Source organism: Sandarakinorhabdus sp., assembly GCF_031422795.1.
In the GTDB taxonomy this organism is placed as follows: domain Bacteria; phylum Pseudomonadota; class Alphaproteobacteria; order Sphingomonadales; family Sphingomonadaceae; genus Sandarakinorhabdus.
The window spans coordinates 1-13,915 of the sequence record NZ_JANPML010000164.1 but is presented as its reverse complement, the minus strand read 5'-3'; the positions used below and the strand labels follow the sequence as shown (position 1 = coordinate 13,915).

Here is a 13,915-nt window from a genome sequence, read left to right as displayed (position 1 = left end):
TACATCCGGGATCAATGGCGGCAAGATCGGCCTGTACGGCACCAGCGGGGTAACGCTGGCGGCCACTGCGCTGCTTGATGCCAGTGCCGATGGCTATGCGGCGAACGACACGCGCGCCGCGACCGGCGGCACCATCGAGATTGGCACCGCCGGCACCGGCAGCATCGTGGTGGCGCCAGGCGCCCGGATCGATGTGGCAGCCCGACGGCCGGGCATCCGGCTGATCGAACAGTTGCGCAAGGATCCGCTGACGCTGAGCGACACGCTGACCTACAATTACGCCCAGTCCGATACCGGCGGCATCGTGGCCTTCCGGGCACCGGTGCTGCTCAACGTAGATGGCGAACAGACCGTCGAAATTCGCTATTCCGGCACCATCATCGGTGCCCGAGAAGTCAGCGTCGAAGGCTATCGCACTTATGAACTCGGCAGCATGGCGCGCGCCAGCTGCGCCAATGCCGATATCTGCAAGAATGAGGCCGGCCAGATCGTGCTCGACCTCAATGCCGAAGCGGCGATCGGCAACCTGCCATCCACCAACCGGCTGGCTTCGACCATCTCCGGATCAATTCCCGATTTCATCCGCAACTTCGACCTTTCGGCATCGAACGCCGGGCTTGGTGCACTGACCAGCGCCGACAATTTCCGCGCCCGGCCGGGCGTCCAGCTTGAATATGTCGGCGATATCGTGCTGGCATCGAACTGGAATCTTGGCGCGGCCACGGTCAATGTGGCAGCCGCGTTGGCCGATGAGCTGCTGGCGCCGTCACCGCAGCTGGGCAACGGGCTCAATTATGTCGTGCCCGGCGCTGAAGCCCAATTATACTACGGCGAGACCGCACAGGGCGTGCGCTATACCGATTTCATCTATCGGGTCGGCGGCCGCGCCGATCGTGAAGCCGGGGTGCTGACACTGCGCGCCGGCGGCACTCTCGACATCCGCGGCTCGATCACCGACGGCTTCTTCAATTTTGCTGACCAGACGGCACCTGAGTATCTCAGCTTCCAACTGGGCGGCGGCGATCGCGGCTACCGCCCGGCATTCAACGTCAGCTGCGGTGGTTTCTCCATTCCGTGCGACAATGTCTTCACGCAATTCTTCGTCACGGACAGCGCCACTCCGCCGGCCAGCACCCCCGACGACCCGCTCATCAGTATTTCGGTCAACCGCCTGGTACGCGGCAGCGACAGCGTGCCCAGCCTGGGCAACCCCATTGCCCCCTACAGCGCCGCCGCCAACAGCCCCGGCGCATTGGGCCTGCAGGCGGAGGGCGCCGGTGATCCGATCGGCAGCGCCGTGGTGGCGCCCTTGCTTGACGGTGGCAAGGCTGCCGCGTCGTTCAGCCTGCGCCTTGTCGGTGGCGCCGCCGCCGATGGCGCGCTGACCCTGGCGGTCACCGCCGATCCACTGGCGGTTGCGGCATCTGCCGTTGGCAAGGTCAGCGTCTCCGGCGGGTCGACCTATCGTGCCGCGCCGCTGATCGTCCCGCAGCGCTACGCCGGCGACCTTGAACTGAGCAATCGCGATCCCAATGTTGGCGCGACCTTCTCGGCCGCGCCATCGGCGCTGCGCGACCTGCTCGAACAGAATATCGTCGTCCTTGATGGGTCCAGCTACACGCGGCTGACGCTTACGGGGGCACCCACTGCGGTGCGGATCTTCCTGGTCAACGCCGCTCGGGATTATATCGCGGCCAACAATATTCCGGCCGATGAATATCAATTCTTCGGCCCCCCCGCCAGCCCGACTATCCTGGCAGCCCGTTTCGATCTGATCGCCGCCATTCTGCAATCGGTCAGCAGTGGCTTTGCCGACCGCATCGGCACCAACGGGTTCACTTATGCCGCGCCAGCCCCAGCGTCAGGGACGCCCCTCGACAATCCCAATATCGCCACCCGCTCGCTGGTGCGCACGGGCACCGGGACGATCGACATCGTGGCGGCAGGCGACATCGACCTGACCAATGGCCGCGCCGTGTTTCGCAACGAGGACGGCCGGACCACCGGCAGCGGCGCGCCCGCGTCGGCACAAGTCGGCGGCGCTGCGGTCTATACCGTCGGCCACCGCGTTGACCTGACGGCGCAGCGGGGCACCGATGCGAATGGCCAGACCCTGGCGATCGATCCGGCCTTCCCGGCGGCACCGACGGCCACAAGCAGCTTCCAGCCGGCAATACCCGGCGTGCTCAACCAGAATGCGGTCTATGCGACCGGCGGCGGCGATATCCGCCTCGTGTCGGGACGCGATGTGCTGGCGCGCCGTGACGCTTGGAGCGAGGCCTTCCGCGGCCAGGTTTCCGATGGTGTACCTCGCAATGCCAATGCCGGCGCCGATACTCAGCTGTGGCGGGTGATCACCACACCGGGTGCCGCCGACCGATTCAGCCTCGTCACCAACATCCAGGTCAACCCGCAGCTGTTCTCGACCGGCGTCGGGGCCTTGGGCGGCGGGTCGGTGCGTGTCGAGGCGCAGCGCAATATCTCCGATCTGACCGTGGTTTCCGATACCAGCCTCACCACGGCGCTGGTCGGCACTGTTGGCCAGGCTGGCAGCGACCGTGCGCTGGCGCTGATCAGCTATGGCGGCGGCAATGTCGATGTCCGCGCCGGCCGCAACCTGCTCGGCGGCCAGCTCGATGTCGCCTCGGGCACGCTGGCCGTCACCGCCGGCAGCGCGATTGCCAGCGCCGGGCGTCTGCGGCTGGCGGGAACGACCGCGTCGCCCAGTGCGGCGCTGGAGGACAATCTGCTCCGCATCCGGGTGGCCGATGCCACTGCCGATATCAGCGCCCGCGGCGCACTGACGATCGCTGCCATCACTTCCACCGATGGCCAGGGCTTTTTCAGCCAGGCCGCTGGCGTGTCGCTGCTGGCCAATGGCGACCTTCGGTTGACCAATGCCGGCAAGGGCGTGCTTTCACCGTTCACGATCGGCAATGATGCCAACCCGAACGGCGCACCGGGTGCGCTGCTGCCCGGCACGCTGTTGGCTGCCACGCTCTTCGGCGATCTTGATCTGTCGGCCGGCGTCGGCAGCACCGCGTTGGTGCTGGTCCCAAGCCCGGTCGGCCAGTTGAAGCTGTTCGCTGGCGGCGATATCGTCTCTGCCACGCTCGCCATGGACGACGGCGATCCCTCGCTCACCCCCGGCCCGCTGTCGGCTGCGACCCCGGCAACGCTGGCTGACATCAACCTGCGCACCCCGGGAACCCGGCTGTTCGGTTTCCCGGTCATCCTGCCCAACACCAGCGACGCCGAGCGGCGATTGTTGCACAATGAACGCGCCACCCATGCCAACAACCCTGAACCGGTGCGCATCTTCGCCGATGGCAACATCAACCAGCTCACGCTTGCTCTGCCCAAACAGGCCCGGATCAGCGCCGGCGGCGATATCATCGACATGGTGTTCATCGGCCAGAACCTGAACCTTGGCGATGTCACGCGGATCACCGCCGGCCGCGACATTGTCGCATCGTCGCGCGTGCTACCGGTGTCGACCGGAACGGGATTTGCCAATCTGCCCGTCCTGCAAGGCAACAATTTCGTGCTGGGCGGGCCGGGTACTTTGTTTGTCGAAGCCGGGCGCGATCTTGGCCCCTTCTTCAATTCGGCGACGATCCGTCAGGGTGATACCAACATCAGTTATGCCGGCGGCATCCTGACCGTTGGCAACGATTATAATCCCTGGCTGAAGCCTGATGGCGCCAGGCTGTTCGCGGAATTCGGGGTGGGCAACGGCGCCAACTATGACGCGTTGCGTACCAGCTATGTCGATCCGGCAAATGTCGGGAACCTGGATGGCGATCTGTTCGTTCAGGCGCTTGATTCCAACGGAAATCGTGCGCCGGATCGCAGCAAGCCGGTCTATGCCACCGCGCTCGTCGGCTGGCTGGTCGAAAACCAGCCCGATGCCATCGCCGCCGCCTTTGGCGCGCCGATCAACCTGACCGATGCCGATGTGCTGCCGCTGCTCGCCAGCCTCGACGCCGGGGTTCGCACCCAGTTCCTGGCCGATCTGCCCTATCTGCCGATCGGCGGCGGGATCAACAGCCCGGTGGTGGCGATCGACCGCAGCAATGCCGCGGCGCCGGTGCTGATCACCGGAGCGGCGGTGGCCACGACGCCGAACGGCCAGCGTACCAATATCAGCGGCAGCACGCTGGTCGGCTGGCTGGCACAGAACGCGCCGTCGGTGCTGACGACTCAATACCGGCTGACCTCCACCGACATCAGCCGCGCCTATGCCCAGTTGGCGGCGCTGCCGCCACTGGTGCAGCGACAGTTCCTGCTCGATCGCGTCTATTTCAACGAACTTGCATCGCCGTCGCGGCCCGATGGTGCGTCATCGCAGCAGTTTATCCGCGGCTATCGCGCCGTCGATCTGCTGTTTCCCGGCGCCAACGGTTACACCGCCAACGATCTGGGCGGCACCGTCAACGGCGGCACGCGGGTTCTGACCGGCAATCTTGACCTGCGGCTCGCGACGCTGGAAACGCAGCGCGGCGGCGACATCACCATCCTCGGTCCGGGTGGGCGCGTGCTCGGCGGCTCGGTCGTGTCGACAGCCGCGCAGGCAACGCGGCGCGGCGCCGAAGTCGGCCCAGGCATCAGCCTGTTCCAGGGCTTCCGCCGCGCCAGTTTCAATAATGCCCCTGCCATCCGCATCTTCGACATTCCCCGCGGATTCGAAGGCGTGCTGACCCTGCGCGGTGGCAGCATCCGCGGCTTTACCGACGGCGATTTCCTGCTCAACCAGAGCCGGCTGTTCACGCTGGCCGGCGGCGATGTCACGCTGTGGTCGTCCAACGGCGATCTCAACGCCGGCCAGGGTGCCAAGACGTCGGCCAATAATCCGCCGGTTGTGGTGCGGTTCGATCCCAATGGCGTCGGCACGCTCGATCAGGCCGGCACCGTTGCCGGGGCCGGTATCGCGGCGCTGCAGCCGGCCGGCGTGGACAAGGCACCCGATGTCACGCTGATCGCGCCGGTTGGTACGGTCGATGCTGGCGATGCCGGCGTGCGGGCCAGCGGCAATGTCTTTGTGGCTGCAGCGCGCGTCGCCAATGCGGACAATTTCAAGGTCGGCGGCAGCGCCTTTGGCAATATCGGCGGCACGATCGTCGATACCGGTGCCGCTGCCAGCGCCAACGCGGCTTCAGCAGCAGCGGCGCAGGCGGCAACCGCAGTCAATCCGTCGGGCGGTAAAGCGGGCGACGATCGCGCGCGGATTTCGGTGGAAGTGCTGGGCTTTGCTGGCCGCGCCGACGACGATCCGTGCAACCTGCCCGCGAACCAGCGTCCGGCGAACTGCCCGGTGATCTCCCGCTAAAATCGCTTGCAGTTGGGCTGAGCCGCTCATGCCGAGTTTGTGGAGGCCGGCACCGCAGTCTGTACGTGCCTCGACAAGCTCGGCATCAGCGGGCTCAGGATTCTACCCACGAGCAATCAACTCTAACGGACGCGTTGCGCTGGGCGTGTTGCCGGGCGATCAGTTGGCATTGCTCGACAATCGATCACTGAATGGCGCTTTCGGCATTGTTTGTCGCTGCTGCATGGCGACCACGATGGCCTGGCGGCGCGGTGTTTACATTTGCCAGCCGGCAGACGTAAAAAAGCGGCCCCGGATTGCTCCAGGGCCGCCTCTCTTGATTGTCGCTAAGGTCGTGAGGTGATCAGGCGCCTTGCTTGGTGGCGCAGATCGTCACGTTGCCTGCGGTGGTCGCACCAGCACCCGTCGGGGTGGTGGGGATCTTGTCCTGGATCCACAGGTTGAGCAGGCCGAGGCTGGACGCCGGGTTACCAACCGTACCGAGCTGCGCCGAGCGCTTCAGGAAGGTCTCGGTGATCGCCGTGCGCCAGGCTGCCGGGAGCGGCGCGAGGCCGTTCTTGGCAAAGATGCCTTCCACGGTATCGCTCACGACCGTTGCAGGACCAGTCTGGTTGTTGTGGTCCTTGGGCGACTTGCCGACCTGGAAGGCGAAGAAGCCAGCCACGGCACGACGGCGTTCCGGCGTGGCATAGCAGGTGTAGAGCAGCGCGTTGGACGTTCCGATGATCGGATAGCCCTTGGTCGGCGCCGCGTTGGCGACCGACTTGTCAGAGGACTGCACCCAATCCAGCGGGTTGGCACGGTTGCCATAGGCGGCCGGGCAGGCAGTCGCGTTGTTGCAATAGGCACCAGCGGCACCCTTGGACTGCGGCGGCGACACGGTACCGAAGGCAGCGATGGCCTGCGCGGCGATAGGTGCCGAGAAGGTGGTGCCGATGCCATTGACCTGCAGGCTGGCGGTGTTCAGACCCAGCGTGTTGGCTTGGTTGAAGATGGTCGCCGGCAGGGTCTGTTCCGGGCTGACATAGTTGATGCGACCATTCTGGGTGCGGTCACCAGGGGTGGCCGACGGATCCGGATGGAAGGCAGTGGCCAGCGCGACGCCATCGTTGCCGTTGGAAACGGTGAACAGGCCGGCGACTTCGGTGCCGGTCAGGACGCCGGTGCCCTTGTTAAAGAAAGCACCCGACAGCGAGTTGGTCGGGCTGATGACACCAGCAGCACCAACGTAAGCCGTGCCGGTAACGGTGGTCACACCGTCATAGGGCAGGCGGTTTTCGGAGTTGCCGAACTTGTTGGTGATCGCCACCGGAGCACCGGTGCCGCCAACGCCATTGGCAACCGACAGGCCGGTGCACTGCGCCGCAATGGCGCGCGTGAACAGCGAGGTGGTGCCCGAGGTTTCCGAACGGCCAACCAGGACGATCGGCACGTTGAACGCAGCCGAATCGGCCAGGTCCTTGTTGACGACGGTCGTCGGCAACTGGTTCCAGTTGGTGATGACGCCATTGTAGATGCCGCAATATTGCGCGCGGGTCAGCTTGAGACCGCCCGAATTATCGGCGCGGGCGCCGGAGACAATACGGAAGCGATATTCGGTGATCGAACCGTCGCCGGCGCGAACCTTGGCATAGACCGGGCTGTAACCGACCGCAACGTTGGTGAGAACGACCGGCACCTGGATCGGCGGGCCGAACAGGTTGGCAGCGGTATCACCAGTAGCGCCGTAGCGGCCGAACGGGTTGATCAGCGTGGTGTTGTAGGTGGTGATGTTGCCCGAGCTCAGCGCGGTTTCCGAAAAGCTGTACTGATGACCGTCAGCACTGACATAGGCCGGGAAACCAGCCGAGAAGTTGAAGTTCGACGAAACGCGGTTGTTGAGGAAGGAGACGACGCCCTGGCCCGAACCGGTCGACAAATAGCGGGTGGTGATGTTGGGCTGCACCATGCGGGGATCGGCGAAATTCGGCGAAACGAGCGGCGTGTTGGCCGTGTTGCCGGCGCAATTGAAGCGGTTGCCGATGGTTGCCGTCACGCCCTTGGCGTAGTTGAAGTCGCCCAGCGAGACCGAAGCCTGCGGCGTGCTGCCGGAAGCGCCAAAGCCGAGGTCGTTCTTGATGCCGTAGCAGTCACCGGCCTGGCGGGTGACGTTCTGCACCAGCGTGGCGCCGGCGCCGACGATGGTGGCGGACGGGAAGGCGCTTTGGGCCTGCACGGCGCCAGCGCTGATGGCGCTGATCGCGGCACTTGCCGCGAGAAGGGTAACCTTATTCAGTTTCATGATCAGAACTCCTGGTGGTTGACGTTGAAACACTTGCGCGGGTTCGCTATTTGGACTCAAAATTTTGTCCAAATCTGTAGTGAACACGAACAACAGAGAAAATCTGCGTTCGCATCCGGAATTTTCAATGTCTGCTGATTTTGAACAAAATGAAACACAAGGCCACCACAATCATGGAGTCTTGGTGTTTTATTGTTGAATCTATCAAGCTGAAAATAAATACGTTGCATTGACGTATAGAGCGAGTGCGTTTCTCCCCAAAAGAGCCAGGACGCTCTTCCATCTCCGACTTTATCGCCGCGAGGTGACGATTTTATGATGGATTCAACAAAATCTCGACACAATGGACCGTCTTCGAACAGTAACAAAGGTGACATATAAATGTTGCATTCGGCATTTATACCTCGGATGTCCCCGGTCTAGACGGCGGCAATAGGCTGCACTCCTGAAAATTGCCGCCCTCTTCTGCCAGTGGAGCTACCGAAAATTTGAGCGTTCCCGGCGCCTTGCAACTCGCTCCGCCGCTGCTTTCCGATCCCGGCACGGCGGCCGCAGCCGCACGAATCCGCACCGAAGAGCCCGAAAATGTGGCGTCGCTGGCCCGAATGAGCGGCCTGCTCGGGGCGGAAGCCCTGGCACGGGCCGAGCTTGTCGCCCACGAAACCGGTGAACGGCTTGAGGCCGTGCTGACCAGGCTTGGCCTGATTTCCGAACAGGCACTGGCCGATGCTTTTGCCGCCGCGACGGACCTGCCGGTCTTGAATGCGGCCGACTTGCCGGCGGCACCGGTCGCCGCCGAATCGCTGTCGGCGGCTTTCCTGCGCGATGTTCACGCGCTGCCGGTGGCAATCGACTCCGGCGAATCCGGCCAGGTTATCGTCGCGCTGGCCAATCCGCTCGACCGCTTTGCCGTATCGGCGCTGGCCTTTGCGCTGCGACGCCCGGTACGGCGCGCGGTGATTCGGGCCAGCGATCTCGAAGCCGGATTCGAACGCCTGTACGGACGCGATTCGGCGCTGGCCGGCGGGATCGACCTCGATGCGATGGCCGACGAAGCCGATCTCGAACGGCTGAAGGACATGGCCAGCGATGCGCCGGTGATCCGGGCCGTCAATCGCATCGTCGCTGCCGCCGTGGCAACCCGAGCTTCTGACATTCATATCGAACCGACGGACGATCGGCTGGCCGTACGCTTCCGCATCGACGGCGTGTTGCAGGAACAGGAAGCGCTGCCGGCCGCGATGCGGATGGCACTGGTGTCGCGCATCAAGATCATGGCGGCGCTCAATATCGCGGAAAAACGCCTGCCGCAGGACGGCCGCATGCGGCTGGCGGTGCGCGGCAATGAAATTGACCTGCGGGTGGCAACCGCGCCATCGATCCATGGCGAAAGCGTGGTGCTGCGCATTCTCGATCGTTCGAACCTGGCGCTGGATTTCGCCAGCCTGGGCTTCGATGCCGATCTGAGCGCGAAACTGTTGCCGATCCTGCACCGGCCGCACGGCATCGTGCTGGTCACCGGCCCGACGGGCAGCGGCAAGACAACAACGCTATACGCCGCCCTTGCCGAGCTTAACACCGCCGACCGCAAGCTGCTGACCGTGGAGGATCCAATCGAATATCGGCTGCCGGGTGTCATCCAGACCCAAGTCGCCCCCGGCATCGGCCTGGGCTTCAGTGCCGCGCTGCGATCGTTCCTGCGGCAGGATCCCGACGTGATGATGGTCGGCGAAATTCGCGACATCGAAACAGCGCAGGTTGCTGTGCAGGCGGCGCTGACCGGCCACACCATTCTTTCCACGCTGCACACCAACACCGCCGCCGGTGCCGTGACCCGGCTGATCGATATGGGCGTTGAGCCCTTTCTGATCGCCTCCTCGCTGAACGCGGTGCTGGCGCAGCGGCTGGTGCGCCGGCTGTGCCCGCATTGCCGGGTGCCGGCGCCGGTGCCGCCGGAACTGCGCGCCACGCTTGGCTCGCATCTGGCCGCGACCGATAGCGTGTATGCAGCGGTTGGCTGTGAAGCATGCGGCGGCAGCGGTTATCGTGGCCGGGTCGCGGTGCTCGAACTGCTGATCATGGACGAAACGCTGGCCCGCCTGGTGCTGCAGCGCGCCGAAGCCCGCGAGATCGAGCGTGCCGCCGTCGCATCGGGCATGCGATCCCTGTTGCGCGACGGAATCGCCAAGGCCAGGGACGGGCTGACAACGCTCGAAGAAGTCCTGCGCGTCGCGAACGACGGCTGATCGCAATGGCCATTTTTCAGTATCGCGCCGTGACCGCCGGCGGAGCGCGCGCATCAGGCCAGCTCGATGCGCCGAGCCGCCATGAAGCCGTGGCCCGCCTGCGCGGCCAGGGGATTTCGCCCATCGAGATTGTCGCCGCGCCCGCCGTGACGGCAGCTCGCAGCATCGGCGAGCCCAGCCAAAAGGCGCGCACAGCCGTGACCAAGATGATCGGCGAACTGGCGGTGCTGGTCGGCGCCGGGCTTTCATTGGATCGTGCGCTGGCACTGGCCATTGAAAATATCGAACATGCAGCGACCCGGGCCGAAGTTGTGGCGTTGCTGGGCGATGTTCGCGAAGGGCGATCGCTGGCCCAGGCGATGGCGGCGCGGCCGGGGCTGTTCCCGCCGATGGCCCAGGCCATGGTAGAGGCCGGCGAGGCCAATGGCCGGCTGGGCGAGGCTCTGCAGCGGCTGGCCGAAACCCGGGACCGCGCCGAAGCGCTGCGCCAGCTGATCGCCACCGCCATGATCTATCCGATCGCGCTCTCGATCCTGGCCGTCGGTGTCATTCTGCTGATGCTGCTGTTTGTCGTGCCGCAGTTCGAAAGTGTTTTTGCAACCGCCCCCGGCGAGCTGCCGGCCGCATCGGTTGCGGTGATGGCGGCCAGCCGGTTTTTGCGCGAACAGGGATGGCTGCTGCTGATCGCGCTGGTGCTGGTCGGGCTTGGCCTGCGGGCTGCGCTGCGCACGCCATCGGTAAAGGCGGTGGCCGACCGGCGGCTGCTGCGCCTGCCGCAGATCGGCGCCCTGATTGTCCACGGCCAGACCGCCCAGTTCGCGCGGACGCTTTCGGTGCTGGTCGATGGCGGCGTGGCGCTGCCCCAGGCCATGGCCATGGCGCAGCGTTCGCTGACCAACGCGCATCTTTCAGAAGCCGTTGGCCGCGTCGCGGACAGCATGAAGGAAGGCGGCGGCCTGTCGGCGCCGCTGGCGGCGGCGGGGGTTTTCCCAAGGCTGGTGCTGGGTTTCTTCCGCACCGGCGAGGAGACATCGCAGCTTGGCCTGATGCTGGGGCGGCTGGCCGATGTGCTCGATGCCGATGTCAGGCTGCGGATCCAGCGGCTGATCGGCTGGCTGGTGCCAGCGCTGACCATCGTGATGGGCGCGGCCGTCGCCGGCATCATCGCTGCAGTGATGACGGCCATCCTGGGCTTCAACGATCTCGCAGTGGGACAATGACAGTGGAAAACGCGACGATGACGGCAAAGATCCGCAAGACCGGCACCGGCGAAAGTGGCTTCACGCTTCTGGAACTGCTGGTGGTGCTGGCCATCATGGGCCTGCTGGCGGCCATCGTCGGGCCGCAGGTCATCCGCTATCTGGGCAGCTCGCGCTCGCAGACAGCCCGGGTCCAGATCAAGAACGTGGCGGCCGCGCTTGAACTCTACCGGCTCGACATGGGCGGCTATCCGTCGCCGGAGCAAGGGCTGGGCGCGCTGGTAAAGGCGCCGGCAAGTGCGCCGATGTGGAACGGGCCTTATCTGCCACAGGCCGCCAACCTGCTCGATCCCTGGGGCCAGCCCTATCGTTTCCTCGCCCCCGGCAAGCATGGCGAGATGGACGTTTACACCCTGGGCTCAGACCAGGCCGAGGGCGGCACCGGGGAGGCCCGCGATGTCGGCAACTGGTGAAACATCAGGCTTTACCTTGCTGGAAATGCTCGTCGTGCTCACCATTGCCGGGCTCGTTGCCGGGATCGGCTTTCCGCGCCTGCAGGCGCAGATTGCCGCCCAGGAATGGCGCACTGGCGTGGCGCAGGTGCGCTCGCTGCTGCGCGCCGCGCGCGCTCAGGCAGTGCGCAGCGGCGGTGTTGTGGTTGTTGCCACGGCCGCCGATGGCCGTTCGCTGCGCATGACCAACGCCGACGCCCTCGCGCTGCCGAAATCGGTCGCGGTCGCGATGACCCAGTCGATCACCTTCCATCCGGACGGATCGGCGAGCGGCGGTTTGGCGGCGGTGACGAGCGGCAACCGCACGATGCGGATCGGCGTGGCGCCTGATACCGGCCTTGCCAGCGTGCGGCCGTCATGAACGGTGGCAACAGCCAGCGTGACGGTAGCGAACGGGGCTCGGTCTTGGTCGAGGCGCTGGTCGCCATCCTGATCGTCGTCGCCATGTCGGGGCTGTGGTTTGATGCGCTGGGCAGCAGCGCGCGGCAACAGGCCGATCTTGCGGACCGCCGGGCAGCACTGCTGGTGGCGCGATCGCAGCTTGCCGCCGCCGGGATCGTCGATCCATTGATTCCGGGCGAAACCAGCGGCAGCGATGCCGGTTTTGCCTGGCGCGTCGTGGTTGCGCCGTTTCCGGCGGCGGGCGAGGGCATCGAACAGGTCGTGGTTGCCGTCGGCCGTCCGGGCGGCGGTGACCTCGCGACGCTGCAGACCCTGCGGCTGGGACAATGACATGCGTAAGCCCGTCAGCAGCAGGCATGATGCGGGCTTCACGCTCGTCGAATTGCTGGTCAGCCTGGCGTTGCTGGCGATGACGGCCGTGCTGCTGCTGGCAACTCTGTCGACCGGTCAGGGAGTCGAACGCCGGGCCAGCGGCGCGGCAAGCGCAAGCGAATCGATCGCTGCCGCACACGGGCTGCTGCGCGATCGGATCGAGGCCATGGTCCCCGAAGCGATCTATGGCCCGGGCGATCCGATCGTTGAAATGCAGGGCGAATCCGATGTGATGAACTTTCTCGCCGCCCCTGCAGCCGCGCAGCGGCCAGCGCCGCCGCAACGTTTCCGGCTGCTGCTCACGCGGGCCGGCGAGCTCAGCCTGTTCAGCATCGATCCGTTGATCCAGGAAACCGATCCGGGCCTGCTCTCCGTTGTCGGCTGGTCGCGCGCCCCGTTGATCGGCAATGTGGCGCGGCTGGACATCACCTATTTCGGTGCGGCCCCGCCCGACGGCCTGCGGCGCTGGCGCAGCCGCTGGTACCGCCGCCCCGAACTCCCCGAACTGGTTCGCATCCGCATCGCCTTTGCCGCTGGCGACCGGCGGGTCTGGCCCGACCTGGTTGTGCGTCCGGCCGCAACGCTCAACTCCGCCTGCGTGATGGACCGCACCACCGGGCGCTGCCGCAGATCAGCCCAGTGACCGCGCCGGCTATTCTTGATGCCGATATGGCAACGGTCGCCCGCTGGCTGCGCAGCGGCTTTGCCTGGTGGACCGAGGAATTGCGCCTGATGGCCGCGGCCTTGCCGGGTGCCGGCAGCGGCAGCCGGGCGCTGGTGCTGGCGCATTTTGATGGCGAAGGATTCCTGTACTCGCGCCGCGGCGCCGCGATTGCGCGCGCCAACGGTCCCGTTGCCATCGTGCTGCCGGCCAGTGCCGCGTTGGTCCGCCAGCTGCGTCTGCCAGCGCTCGGCCCTAGCGACCTGCGGCGCCTGCTGGCGATGGATTCCGATCGCCTGCTGCCCTTTTCCCCTGGCGCCGCGTTGATCGCGCACGAAGCCGGCGTGGCGGGCAGCGATGGGCAGCAGCCCGTTGATGTTGCGGGCCTGCCGGTGTCGGCAGCCGAAGCGGCGATGGCGGCGGCGCTTGCCGAGGGGCTGGATGTACGCGCCCTCAAACTTGCCGAAGGCGATGGCGCGCGCTTTGATTTCCTGCCCGGCTGGGACCGCGCCGGCGCCGCGTCGGGGAATCGCGAGCGGCGCTTCTGGTGGACGGCCGTCGCCCTTGCTGTCGCCATCAATCTTGCGGCGCTGGTTGGCCGCGAAGTCATTGCCTTGAACGATATGACGGCGCTGGTCGAAGCGCATGGTCAGACGGCGGCAACGGCGCGGCTTTTGCGGGCCCGGGTGATCAGCGAGGATACAGCGCGCCGCGCATTGCTGGAACGGCGGGCAGCGCAGGATCCGCTGGCGCTGTTGTCGGCAATTGCCCAGGCGTTGCCCGATACGGTCTGGGTGCAGCGGCTGGCCTGGGATGGCCGCCAATTGCGGATCAGCGGTTACAAGCCGGGCAATGTCGATGTTGCCGGCCTGCTGCGCAAGTCGCCGCTGTTCACGGAAGTGCGCAGCGTGGC

9 protein-coding genes are annotated in these 13,915 nt (G+C 65.7%); 8 read left to right on the top strand and 1 reads right to left on the bottom strand.

Annotated features, from left to right (window positions below; translation table 11 throughout):
- Window positions 1-5,329 (top strand): filamentous hemagglutinin family protein (locus tag RMO81_RS06060; protein ID WP_310474883.1); only part of this gene is annotated, 5,329 nt, incomplete at its 5' end.
- 343 nt (window positions 5,330-5,672) lie between these two features.
- On the opposite strand, the gene RMO81_RS06055 is transcribed toward RMO81_RS06060, so the two are convergent.
- Window positions 5,673-7,610 carry a substrate-binding domain-containing protein gene (locus RMO81_RS06055; protein ID WP_310474882.1) on the bottom strand — a complete coding sequence of 646 codons (1,938 nt, stop codon included), beginning with the start codon at window positions 7,608-7,610 and terminating at the stop codon, window positions 5,673-5,675.
- A 488-nt stretch (window positions 7,611-8,098) separates the two neighbouring features.
- On the opposite strand from RMO81_RS06055, the gene RMO81_RS06050 reads away from it, so the two are divergent.
- The 7 genes from RMO81_RS06050 to RMO81_RS06020 form a co-directional block, all read left to right on the top strand.
- On the top strand, window positions 8,099-9,856 hold the full coding sequence (locus RMO81_RS06050) for an ATPase, T2SS/T4P/T4SS family (protein ID WP_310474881.1): 1,758 nt from the start codon (window positions 8,099-8,101) through the stop codon (window positions 9,854-9,856).
- 5 nt (window positions 9,857-9,861) lie between these two features.
- On the top strand, window positions 9,862-11,076 hold the full coding sequence (locus tag RMO81_RS06045; protein ID WP_310474880.1) for a type II secretion system F family protein: 1,215 nt from the start codon (window positions 9,862-9,864) through the stop codon (window positions 11,074-11,076).
- A gap of 17 nt (window positions 11,077-11,093) precedes the next feature.
- On the top strand, window positions 11,094-11,528 hold the full coding sequence (gspG, locus tag RMO81_RS06040; RefSeq protein ID WP_310474879.1) for a type II secretion system major pseudopilin GspG: 435 nt from the start codon (window positions 11,094-11,096) through the stop codon (window positions 11,526-11,528).
- Window positions 11,512-11,928: a prepilin-type N-terminal cleavage/methylation domain-containing protein gene (locus RMO81_RS06035; protein ID WP_310474878.1), complete on the top strand. Its 417-nt coding sequence runs from the start codon at window positions 11,512-11,514 to the stop codon at window positions 11,926-11,928. The genes gspG and RMO81_RS06035 overlap by 17 nt, the downstream gene beginning before the upstream one ends.
- The gene (locus RMO81_RS06030) at window positions 11,925-12,299 is read left to right on the top strand and encodes a hypothetical protein (protein WP_310474877.1); all 375 of its coding nucleotides are present in this window, start codon (window positions 11,925-11,927) and stop codon (window positions 12,297-12,299) included. Before RMO81_RS06035 ends, RMO81_RS06030 begins: the two co-directional genes overlap by 4 nt.
- Window position 12,300: 1 nt before the next feature.
- Window positions 12,301-12,984, top strand: a complete 684-nt coding sequence (locus RMO81_RS06025; protein WP_310474876.1) for a prepilin-type N-terminal cleavage/methylation domain-containing protein — start codon at window positions 12,301-12,303, stop codon at window positions 12,982-12,984.
- On the top strand, window positions 12,981-13,915 hold a 935-nt coding region (locus RMO81_RS06020), incomplete at its 3' end, for a PilN domain-containing protein (RefSeq protein WP_310474875.1). The genes RMO81_RS06025 and RMO81_RS06020, both read left to right, overlap by 4 nt.

What these genes read in the sequence shown, in the direction of transcription:
- RMO81_RS06055 (WP_310474882.1), bottom strand. Translation starts at nt 7,610, where the DNA reads ATGAAACTGAATAAGGTTACCCTTCTCGCGGCAAGTGCCGCGATCAGC.
- RMO81_RS06045 (WP_310474880.1), top strand. Translation starts at nt 9,862, where the DNA reads ATGGCCATTTTTCAGTATCGCGCCGTGACCGCCGGCGGAGCGCGCGCA.
- gspG (WP_310474879.1), top strand. Translation starts at nt 11,094, where the DNA reads ATGACGGCAAAGATCCGCAAGACCGGCACCGGCGAAAGTGGCTTCACG.
- RMO81_RS06035 (WP_310474878.1), top strand. Translation starts at nt 11,512, where the DNA reads ATGTCGGCAACTGGTGAAACATCAGGCTTTACCTTGCTGGAAATGCTC.
- RMO81_RS06030 (WP_310474877.1), top strand. Translation starts at nt 11,925, where the DNA reads ATGAACGGTGGCAACAGCCAGCGTGACGGTAGCGAACGGGGCTCGGTC.
- RMO81_RS06025 (WP_310474876.1), top strand. Translation starts at nt 12,301, where the DNA reads ATGCGTAAGCCCGTCAGCAGCAGGCATGATGCGGGCTTCACGCTCGTC.